9 protein-coding genes and 1 riboswitch are annotated in these 9,267 nt (G+C 54.8%); of the genes, 3 read left to right on the top strand and 6 right to left on the bottom strand.

Features of this window, described 5'->3' with window-relative positions:
• Positions 1-190: 190 nt before the first annotated feature.
• Positions 191-538 (bottom strand): hypothetical protein, encoded by a 348-nt coding sequence (locus EKD03_RS17575; RefSeq protein ID WP_129633652.1) that lies wholly within the window; start codon positions 536-538, stop codon positions 191-193.
• Positions 539-716: 178 nt separating this feature from the next.
• Here EKD03_RS17575 and EKD03_RS17570 point away from each other — a divergent pair, with 178 nt between their 5' ends.
• Together EKD03_RS17570 and EKD03_RS17565 are read left to right on the top strand one after the other, a co-directional pair.
• Positions 717-1,682, top strand: a complete 966-nt coding sequence (locus tag EKD03_RS17570; protein ID WP_129633650.1) for an integron integrase — start codon at positions 717-719, stop codon at positions 1,680-1,682.
• Positions 1,683-1,759: 77 nt separating this feature from the next.
• Positions 1,760-2,884, top strand: coding sequence for a patatin-like phospholipase family protein (locus EKD03_RS17565; protein WP_238613575.1), 1,125 nt, complete (start codon positions 1,760-1,762; stop codon positions 2,882-2,884).
• Here the strand turns inward: EKD03_RS17565 and EKD03_RS17560 are convergent.
• Positions 2,881-4,113, bottom strand: a complete 1,233-nt coding sequence (locus tag EKD03_RS17560; protein ID WP_238613574.1) for a serine hydrolase domain-containing protein — start codon at positions 4,111-4,113, stop codon at positions 2,881-2,883. The two genes, EKD03_RS17565 and EKD03_RS17560, sit on opposite strands and share 4 nt — an antisense overlap.
• Positions 4,114-4,264: 151 nt before the next feature.
• On the opposite strand from EKD03_RS17560, the gene EKD03_RS17555 reads away from it, so the two are divergent.
• The gene (locus EKD03_RS17555; protein WP_238613573.1) at positions 4,265-4,942 is read left to right on the top strand and encodes a metallophosphoesterase; all 678 of its coding nucleotides are present in this window, start codon (positions 4,265-4,267) and stop codon (positions 4,940-4,942) included.
• Here EKD03_RS17555 and metX read toward each other — a convergent pair.
• The 4 genes from metX to EKD03_RS18900 all read right to left on the bottom strand — a co-directional run.
• The gene (gene metX / locus EKD03_RS17550; RefSeq protein WP_238613572.1) at positions 4,910-6,124 is read right to left on the bottom strand and encodes a homoserine O-acetyltransferase MetX; all 1,215 of its coding nucleotides are present in this window, start codon (positions 6,122-6,124) and stop codon (positions 4,910-4,912) included. The genes EKD03_RS17555 and metX overlap by 33 nt on opposite strands.
• Before the next feature lie 42 nt (positions 6,125-6,166).
• Positions 6,167-7,447 (bottom strand): O-acetylhomoserine aminocarboxypropyltransferase/cysteine synthase family protein, encoded by a 1,281-nt coding sequence (locus EKD03_RS17545; RefSeq protein WP_129633648.1) that lies wholly within the window; start codon positions 7,445-7,447, stop codon positions 6,167-6,169.
• A 110-nt stretch (positions 7,448-7,557) separates the two neighbouring features.
• A riboswitch (SAM riboswitch) is annotated at positions 7,558-7,696 on the bottom strand.
• Between the two features lie 186 nt (positions 7,697-7,882).
• Positions 7,883-8,785 carry a hypothetical protein gene (locus EKD03_RS17540; protein ID WP_129633646.1) on the bottom strand — a complete coding sequence of 301 codons (903 nt, stop codon included), beginning with the start codon at positions 8,783-8,785 and terminating at the stop codon, positions 7,883-7,885.
• Positions 8,786-8,858: 73 nt separating this feature from the next.
• Positions 8,859-9,267, bottom strand: a 409-nt coding sequence (locus EKD03_RS18900; RefSeq protein ID WP_238613571.1) for a tetratricopeptide repeat protein, incomplete at its 5' end; no start/stop codon positions are given.

The raw sequence follows: 9,267 nt of genomic DNA, 5'->3' as shown, positions 1-9,267 counted from the left end.
GGGTGATGATTGAGATTGTCCACCCAATACTGCTTGTACTGCTCGATATGGGCATTAGGGTTGAGGTGCCGCCCAACATGAAATTATCCCCCCCGCATTCATCGCAGGGAGACATGATCTACGGGTAGTTTAGATCTAGATATATATCCGATGTACGATTATAGCATGCCTACTACGCCTTGGCAATTCCCTATTCGGGATCGAATTCGAGGTTGATGAGTCGTTCGCTTAGCCCTAGGGCGATGACTTGGTCATAGCGTAGTTCCCACGTTTGTTGTTGGTTGTTCCAGGTGCCCCCTGCGTTGCGCACGATCTCTTGTAGCGCGTGGTCTTTGCGCCCGATGCGGATTGCGACGATGCTTTCGGGGGTGATCGGTGGTTCCCACGCGCTGCTTTCGATGATCAGTTCGATGGTTTTGTGGCGCTGTTTTGTCTTGGCGTCGTAACGGTAGCGGACGCAGATGAGTCGCTCGCCGTATTCTGCGACGAGTTCTTTGGTTCCTGAATCGCCTGGGCGGCGGACGAGTCGGGTGCGCATGTGGCTTCTCTTTCGGTTGTTTGATGTGTCGCTCTACATACCGTTTGAGTGCCCTCTGATGTTGCGGGTGGTGTGGGTTTTCGTTATTCTCGGGTTTACCTCTTTACAAATGAGAATGTATGTGCTATGATTGGGTTGCGGGTTGAAGGTCGTTGCTAGGTATGGCGAGGAGGTTGTGATGGCGGATTCGCAGCGCCCGTTGCTTGAGCAGTTGCGCGATCTGTTGCGTAGTCGTCACTATTCGTTGCGGACTGAGGAGAGTTATCTCGATTGGGTGCGGCGCTATATTCTTTTTCACGGGAAGCGCCATCCGCGTGAAATGGGTTCTGATGAGATTTTGGCGTTTTTGAATCATTTGGCGACGGAGTTGAATGTCGCTGCTTCAACTCAGAATCAGGCGCGTTATGCGTTGCTCTTTCTTTATCGTGAGTTGTTGGGGGTTGATCCCGGTGATTTGAAGGGGGTGCAGGCGGCTAAGCAGCCGCGTCGGTTGCCGACGGTTCTTACGCGCGCTGAGGCGCGTGCGGTAATTGCGCAGTTGTCGGGGGTCTATTTGTTGATGGCGCAATTGCTCTATGGGAGTGGTTTGCGTTTGATGGAGTGTCTGCGTCTGCGGGTGAAGGATCTTGATTTTCAGATGCTTCAGGTGGTGGTGCGCGATGGTAAGGGGATGCGTGATCGTTTGACGATGTTGCCGGCGAGTTTGGTGGATCCGTTGCGTACCCATTTGGTGGGTGTGAAGCAGGTCTTTCAGCAGGATCTGGCTGAGGGTTTTGGTGAGGTCTATTTGCCGTTTGCGCTGGCGCGGAAGAACCCTGGTGCCGCTCGCTCGTGGGCGTGGCAGTATCTCTTTCCCGCCGATCAGCGTTCGCGTGATCCGCGTAGTGGGCTTATTCGACGTCACCATGTCCACGAGGGTGCCTTGCAACGTGCGGTGCATGACGCGGTGCGGGCGAGTGGGATTTCTAAGCATGCGAGTTGTCATACCTTTCGGCATAGTTTTGCTACGCATCTGATTGAGAGTGGCTATGATATTCGCACGGTGCAGGAGTTGTTGGGGCATTCTGATGTGAAGACGACGATGATTTATACCCATGTGCTGAATCGCGGTGGCCGTGGGGTGCGTAGTCCGCTGGATGAGTAGGGTGCTGTGAAGCTCAGAATTGGCGGCTTCCTTCGTTCTATCGGGTGCATAACCATCCGTTGTGGAGGGGAGTTGTGATGATGAAGCAGAAGAAGAAGGCGCTGGTTCTCTCTGGCGGTGGCGCACGGGGGGCGTACCATATTGGGGTGCTTGAGGCGCTGGTTGAGGCTGGTTGGATGCAGGATGGTCAGGGTCCGGATATTATTGCCGGTACCTCGATTGGGGCGATTAATGCGGCTGCGCTGGCTTCTGGGTTGGGGGTGGCCCATTTGCGTCAGCTCTGGATGCAGATGCACACTGAGGATGTCCACCGCCTCTCCGATGATTTGCCGCCGTTGAGCCGTCCACTAGTGCGCTTTCTCTTGCGTAGTGTGCTCACTTCTCAGGCGCATGGAGGGGCGGAGGGCTATGCTTTGCCCGATTCGGAGCGTGGTCAGAGTGCGCAGAAGTTGTTCGGTCGCCTTGTGGATCTCTTTCGTGCCCGTCCCTTTCGTTCGTTGCTCGATACGGCTCCCTGGCGCACGACGCTGGCGGGTTGGATGGATTTCTCGCGAATCAATGGCCCCGCTGCTCCGGCGTTGTTGATCGCGGCGACTGATCTTCAGACTGGGCGGCTAGAGGTGTTTTGTAATCGGCCCCTGGCGGGCCGTCCAGCGCAGCAGATTGCAATGGATCATCTCATGGCCTCGTCGAGTATTCCGATTGTCTATCCTTGGACGGAGCTTGGTGGTGGGAAGTATTGGGATGGCGCGGTGTTGGCGAATACGCCGCTTGATCCGGTGATCGATCTGGCGGGTGATGATGAGTTGGATATTTTGGTGGTGATGATGACGCCTTGGGATGCTGATCCGACGCTGTTGCGTGAACGCGCCGGGATTATGCCCCAGGATCTTGTCCAGGCGCTAACGTTGACTCTCGATTGGGCCTTGCTGGCTTCCTACCACGTTGCGTTTGAGGCGTTAGAGCAGCATAATCGCCTTGCGGATGCGCTGGCTCGTCTTGCGGATGCGGCGCAACGTCTGAATGATCCTACGCTTTTGCCGCCTGGTCATTTACCGCAACCGATTGCGTTGCCTACGGTGATCGCGCCTGACCATCTGATGCCGCTCGATTGGATTATTGATTATGAGGAGGTGACCCATGAGCGCCTCTTTGCGCTGGGGCGTGAGGATGCCATGCGGGCGTTGGCAGCACGGGGCTAATTATTTAATACCATTCCCGCGAGGTAGTCGGCGGTGGCAATGCTGTTAGTACCTTCGTTGTTGCTCAGGACAATGATGGTGAGGTTGGCATCGGGGTAGCGCCCGAAGTAGGTGACGGCTCCGCTCATCAGGCCGGGGTGGTAGATGACGGTCTGCCCATAGCGTTGTTCGATCTTCCAGCCGTAGCCGTAGTTGAAGAAGTTGGGGGTGTATATCTGGGTAAAGAGGTCGTTTGAGAGTAGGGTGCCTTCGTTGAGGGCTTGGGCAAGCAGGTAGAGATCGTCTACGGTTGAGTAGAGGCCACCCGCTGCGTAGAGGTTGCTGGTGTCTATCGCAATTGAAGGGGTGCCAATGCCGATATAGCCCCGTGTTCCGCCGAGGATGCTGGCATCGCCTGGGTCGTAGCCGCTGTTGAACATTCCCAACGGAATGAAGAGGTGATCGCGCATGTAGTCGGGGTAGCTCTGGCCCGAAATTGCCTCGATCAGTTGCCCCAACATGACATAATTGGAATTGGTGTAGTGATAGGCGGCCCCAGGGACAAATTCTAGTGGGGCGTCGCGAAAGCGTGCCACGAGATCGCTGGGGCTGACGGGGCTGGTTTCAACCTTCTCGAAGTCAATAAAGTCGGTGTAGTTCTGGAGGCCAGAGGTGTGTGCCAGGAGATCATGTGCGGTGATCGCTCCCCAGACTGTGGGGCAATCGCTTAGGTAGGTGCAGATCGAGGCATGAAGGTTGAGTTTGCCCGCCTGAACTAGTTGCATCACGCCAATCGCGGTGAGGGGTTTGCTTACCGACGCTAACCGCATGCGGGTCTGCGCTTCGGCGGGGAGGTTTTGTTCTTGGTTGGCAAGGCCGTAGCCACGCCGCACGAGGATCTGATCCTGGTAGGCGACGAGGACGGCTCCACTAAAACTGCCCTGTTCGGTGAGCAGATTGAGGTAGGAGTCCATTTCATTGGCGATGGTCTGGAGTTCGGGTGTGAGTGTCGAGGCGGTTGCGGGTGCGAGTACGGCAACAAGCGGTGGGGTGGTCGCAACGCTGGGAACGCTTGCCCCAGCCGGGAAGGGTGTCACCGAGGGTAACACGGTTGGCTGCGCATCCGGAGTGGCCACGTACCCAGAGAACTGGATGGTGGTGGGGTTGCTGCGCGAAAGACTACATGTGGTGAGTAGCACCAGTAGACAGGCGGCGAGCCCGATCAGGTGGGCTTTTGAGCGGATCGGCACAACTCCTCCCAGGGGTATACGCCAACGGTTGACCGGCGTATTGTACCATGATCGGGTGGGAGTATAGTACAATGCGGGTATTGCGTGGTTTTGTAGGGGCGAAGCATCGCCCACCAATAGAGTTCGTATTCTCCATGCACCATGGTGGGCGATGCTTCGCCCCTACCGGGCCGAGGAATCGATGCAGATTCTGACGATTAGTGATGAAGTTGTTCCGGCTATTTATAGCCTGAATGTGAAACAGCGCTTTGTTGGCGTTGATCTGATGCTCGGCTGTGGCGATCTGCCGATCTACTACCTCGATTTTGTGATGACGATGCTAGGGGTGCCCTGTTACTATGTGTGGGGGAATCACGATGGCCCGGAAATCCAGGCCGATGGGTTGGTAGTGGATACGGTGCGTGGGGGAGTCTGTCTGGAGGATCGCTGTGTCGCGTACGGTGGGCTGACCATCGCGGGCTTGGGGGGATCGTTGCGCTATAAGCCTGAAGGGGAGCACCTCTATACGCAGGCCGAGATGATGCGTCGGGCATGGCGGTTGGCACCGCAACTCTTGTTGAATCGGTTACGCTACGGGCGCTATTTGGATGTCTTGATCACCCATGCGCCACCGCATGGTATCCATAATGGCCCCGATTACCCACACCACGGCTTTCGCGCCTTCCTCTGGCTGATGGATCATTTTCGCCCACGCTATCTGATCCACGGGCACATCCATCTTTCGTATGGTTACGATGTGGCGACCGAGACGCAGTACCATGAGACGCAGGTGATCAATACGGTGGGCTATCGCGTGTTAGAGATCGGCCCAGTGTCGCCCCAGCCCTGATACTTCTTCCGCTACGGCCCGTTCCATTGGTGGTGCGATTGCAAACCGATCCAAGAAGTTGGTGATCAGTGGGGTTTGGGCCGCAAAATCAACTAAGAACGAGTCGTGACCAGCTTCGGAGTGTAGGATGTGGTGTTCGGCGTAGTGACCGGTGCGGTGCAGCGCGGTGGCGATGGCTTCCGATTCGCTGGGTGGGTAGAGCCAGTCGCTATCGAACGAGATGAGCAAAAATTCCGCATTGCTACGCGCCATGGCTGCATCTAAGGAACCATATAGCCCCGGCAGATCCCAGTAGTCCATGGCCTTGGTAATATAGAGATAGGAGTTGGCGTCGAAGCGGGTATTGAAGATGTCGCCCTGGTATTCCAGATAGCTCTCGACGGCAAACTCTGACTCCAGGCCGAAGGCACGTTCGGTGTTGTGTTGCAGACGGCGGCTGAAGCGGTTTTCGAGCGACTCTTCGCTCAGGTAGGTGACGTGGCCGATCATGCGGGCAACCGCGAGGCCATCGGTGGGTGGCTCGTGGCCGTAGTAGTCGCCACCGCGCCAGCGCGGGTCATTCATGATGGCGCGCCGCCCAATACTGTTCCAAGCGATTGTTTGAGTAGCGGAACGGGCGCTGCTGGCGATCACGATCACGCTGCGCACCCGTTCGGGCATGGCGGTGGCCCATTCGAGCGCCTGGAATCCGCCCATCGAACCACCGGCAATGGCGAAGAGTTGCTCAATACCGAGGGCGTCAATCAGGCGCGCCTGGGCACGCACCATATCGCCAATGGTGATCACCGGAAACTCGCCACCGTAGGGGCGTCCGGTCGCGGGATTGCGCGAGGATGGCCCGGTGGAGCCTTGGCAGCCACCAATGACGTTCGAGCAGATCAAGAAATAGCGCTCAGTATCGAAGGCCCGCCCTGGCCCGACCATCTCGTCCCACCAGCCCGGCTTGCGGTCATGTGGGCTGTTGCGCCCAGCCGCATGGGCATCACCAGAGAAGGCATGTAGCAGTAGAATCGCATTGGTACGCTCGGCATTCAGGGTGCCGTAGGTCTCATAGGCCAAGGTGTAGTGCGCAAGTGAACCGCCGCCCTCAAGGGGCAGTGGGGTAGTCCAGCTCATCTGCTGGCGGCTCACGAGGCCAATACCGGGATGGGGGTTACGCTGGTAGGCAATCATATGCGTCATGTCGTGCCGCAGGTTGCTCAGGCAACCTGCGGCATTATTCCTTTACTTGCTCAAAGCTTGCTCCAGATCGGCAATGATGTCGTCAATCGTCTCGATTCCAATCGAGAGCCGAATGTAATCGTCCGTCACCCCGGTGAGGCGCTGCTCTTCGGGCGTAAGCTGGCTATGGGTGGTAGAGGCGGGGTGAATCGCAAGGCTCTTGGCGTCACCAATGTTGGCGAGGTGCGAGAAGAGTTTCAGGTTATTGATGAAGGTCTTGCCCGCTTCGCGCCCGCCCTTGATACCGAAGCCGAGAATGCCACTCTGGCCCTTGGGCAGATACTTCTTGGCCAGTTCGTAGCTGGGGTGGTTGGGCAGGCCAGGGTAGTTGACCCAGGCAACCTTAGGGTGTGCGCTCAGGTATTGTGCAACCGCCAGGGCATTACTGCAATGGCGCTCCATGCGTAGCGGCAGCGTCTCTAGGCCCTGCAAGAAGAGGAACGAATTGAAGGGACTCACTGCCGCCCCAATATCGCGCAGCCCCTGCACGCGCAGCTTGAGGATGTAGGCCAGATTGCCGAAGGCTTGGGTATAGATCAACCCGTGGTAGGACTCGTCTGGTTCAGTGAGACCGGGGAAGCGCCCCTGGGTCCAATCGAAGTTGCCGCCATCCACCACCACCCCGCCGATGCTTGTGCCGTGGCCGCCGATATATTTGGTGGCCGAGTGAATGACGATGTTGGCCCCGTGCTTGAGCGGCTGCCAGAGATAGGGCGTCACGGTGGTGGCATCCACAATCACCGGCACACCGGCGGTGTGGGCAATCGCCGCGATGCGTTCGAGATCGAGGATGTCGAGGCGCGGGTTGCCGACCAGTTCGAGGAAGAAGGCTTTGGTATGCTCATCAATCGCGGTGGCAAAGCCGTCATAGTCACGTGCATCAACGAAGCGGGTGGTGATGCCGATCTTGCTCAGCGTATGGCGGAAGAGATTGTAGGTACCGCCATAGAGATCGCTGGAGGCGACAATATTATCACCTGCCCCGGCAATGTTGAGGATAGCCAGCGTAATTGCCGCTTGGCCCGACGCCACACCAAGCGCGGCCACGCCACCTTCGAGCGCGGCCATCCGCTGCTCAAAGACATCGGTGGTCGGGTTCATCATGCGGGTATAGATGTTGCCAAATTCCTGGAGGCCGAAGAGGCGCGCAGCGTGATCGGTATCCTTGAACTGATAGGATGTTGTCGCATAGATTGGCACCGCGCGTGCCCCCGTGGTCGGATCTGCGACGTGACCGGCGTGAAGGGCGAGGGTCTCAAAGCCATTGAACTGCGGTTCAGACATCGGGCTGCTCCTTAGGGTCTCAGGTGGGGGCAGCAAAAACGCCCCCATCGGCGACGATGAGGGCGTTACGTAGGTACGTTGTATGGCTCGACACGGTATGCGCGGCCAGCCTCTCATCTTCCAGATTGCACTGCCGGAATTGCCACCATACATAGGCGTAGGAACGCCACCCGAAGTGGGTGTCACTCACTATACCTAGTGGTTGGCGCGGTATCATCGGGCCGGTCCCTCCACCGCTCTGGATGAGTTGCACTCTTTAGTTGTGAGGGTGCTTGTGAGATAGTAACAAAGTCACGCGACATTGTCAAGGAGATCTTTGGGTGTACCAGGGCATGTGCAAAGTCACCTCCGGTGGGGGTGCGGGGGTGGCTGCACCCCAAGAACTTTGCACATGCCCTGTTGGGTGTACCCCAAGATACCAAACGAGCCATGCCATTACGGCAAGGGTTTGATGTTCAATTCAAAATTGTGGTAGGTTGAGTCACCAATTCCATTCTCGACTAAGACGACTACCTTCTCAGTACCACCACTATGGTCGGATGGTACCGCCCATGTAAGTGTACCGTCATCCTGTATATTCATGCCTTCAGGAGCAAAATCTAATGAGAATTTAATCTCATTATTATTGGATAACGTTTCAATTTTGTACTGCCACGTTGTGCCGGCAGCGATATGTATATCTGGTTGTGAAACAACAACCAGATAATCAACACCTGCTTTTTGCAGTAATTGCTCTAAACTAAAATCTCGCTGGATAATTCGGTCATTTTCTGGTGGAATAAGAATGATATAGTCAAGTATAGGATTAAAGATAACATGGCGATCAAAGACATAGGGATCTTCTGCCCACTGACCATACATTGAACGCACATTCTCTTCATTCTCAAAGCCAGGAAAGCTACCTCCAGGACCAATCGGCGTCGTAGAACCTGACGAATAGATTTGGATTGAACCATCACTAGCGATGCCTAAAAATAGTGTTCCACCAATACCAGGTATTAAGTTCAAACCAGGTAAACTATTGATCTGTGTTAGTTGACTATTATAGATGTTTTCACTCTGAGTATAGATAAGGCTATCATCTCCTATAGCGATATAGCCCACAGACTCATGTTCATACATAGTCTTCCATGTATTATCTGAGAATAAAAACAACCCTAAGCCAGTTGGTGAATGACTCGAAGCCCATTCTGATATAATTTGCATAGATCCATTCGTGCGTTGGTGAATAAAATCCCGATAGCTCATATTATTACCTGCTGATTGAAAGTTCTCTTCGGGATTAGGAATATCCTGTAGATTCTGAACATTCAACAAATAGGTACCGACTGGCTCCAAATCATCTGTTCCTATTGAAAAACGTATGAATGCTCGACTATTAAATAAGAGGCTTACTAGAATCATAATCGTATTAAATATACCTAGACCAAAAAATTAATGTATTTTGGTCGTTTTTCTGTAATTCATGCGGTTTTGATTTTAATGGTATTTTCGGTGATAATTTTACCGAATCTGAAGACGGGAGTGTAGTCGTTTCTACTGGTTCTGGGGGCGGGGGCGGAGCACCTTCTGCTTCTCTGAGAGATTGTTGCGCTACTTTGTTATCAGGATTAATCTGTAAAGCGCGATGGAGACACTCAACCTTTTTGTCATGTTCTCCTGTTATGCTCGCAGCCAGTACCCATGCAGTATCATTATTAATATTTTGCCTCAATACTTGTGTAATAAGTTTACTTGCTTTAGTAGTCCGTAAATTAAGTTTCCAGGTCTTTTTGCGACATAGCACTACCCACCCGCTCACCTTGAACGCCCGCAACGGG

It is taken from the genome of Candidatus Oscillochloris fontis, assembly GCF_004138135.1.
In the GTDB taxonomy this organism is placed as follows: Bacteria; Chloroflexota; Chloroflexia; order Chloroflexales; family Chloroflexaceae; genus Oscillochloris; species Oscillochloris fontis.
Note: the sequence above shows the minus strand (reverse complement) of the source record. Positions and strands in the feature narration are given on the sequence as shown.

Bases quoted from the DNA above. Each gene is read 5' to 3' on its own strand.
- EKD03_RS17575 (WP_129633652.1), bottom strand. From the start codon at position 538: ATGCGCACCCGACTCGTCCGCCGCCCAGGCGATTCAGGAACCAAAGAA.
- EKD03_RS17570 (WP_129633650.1), top strand. From the start codon at position 717: ATGGCGGATTCGCAGCGCCCGTTGCTTGAGCAGTTGCGCGATCTGTTG.
- EKD03_RS17565 (WP_238613575.1), top strand. From the start codon at position 1,760: ATGATGAAGCAGAAGAAGAAGGCGCTGGTTCTCTCTGGCGGTGGCGCA.
- EKD03_RS17555 (WP_238613573.1), top strand. From the start codon at position 4,265: ATGCTTCGCCCCTACCGGGCCGAGGAATCGATGCAGATTCTGACGATT.
- metX (WP_238613572.1), bottom strand. From the start codon at position 6,124: ATGACGCATATGATTGCCTACCAGCGTAACCCCCATCCCGGTATTGGC.
- EKD03_RS17545 (WP_129633648.1), bottom strand. From the start codon at position 7,447: ATGTCTGAACCGCAGTTCAATGGCTTTGAGACCCTCGCCCTTCACGCC.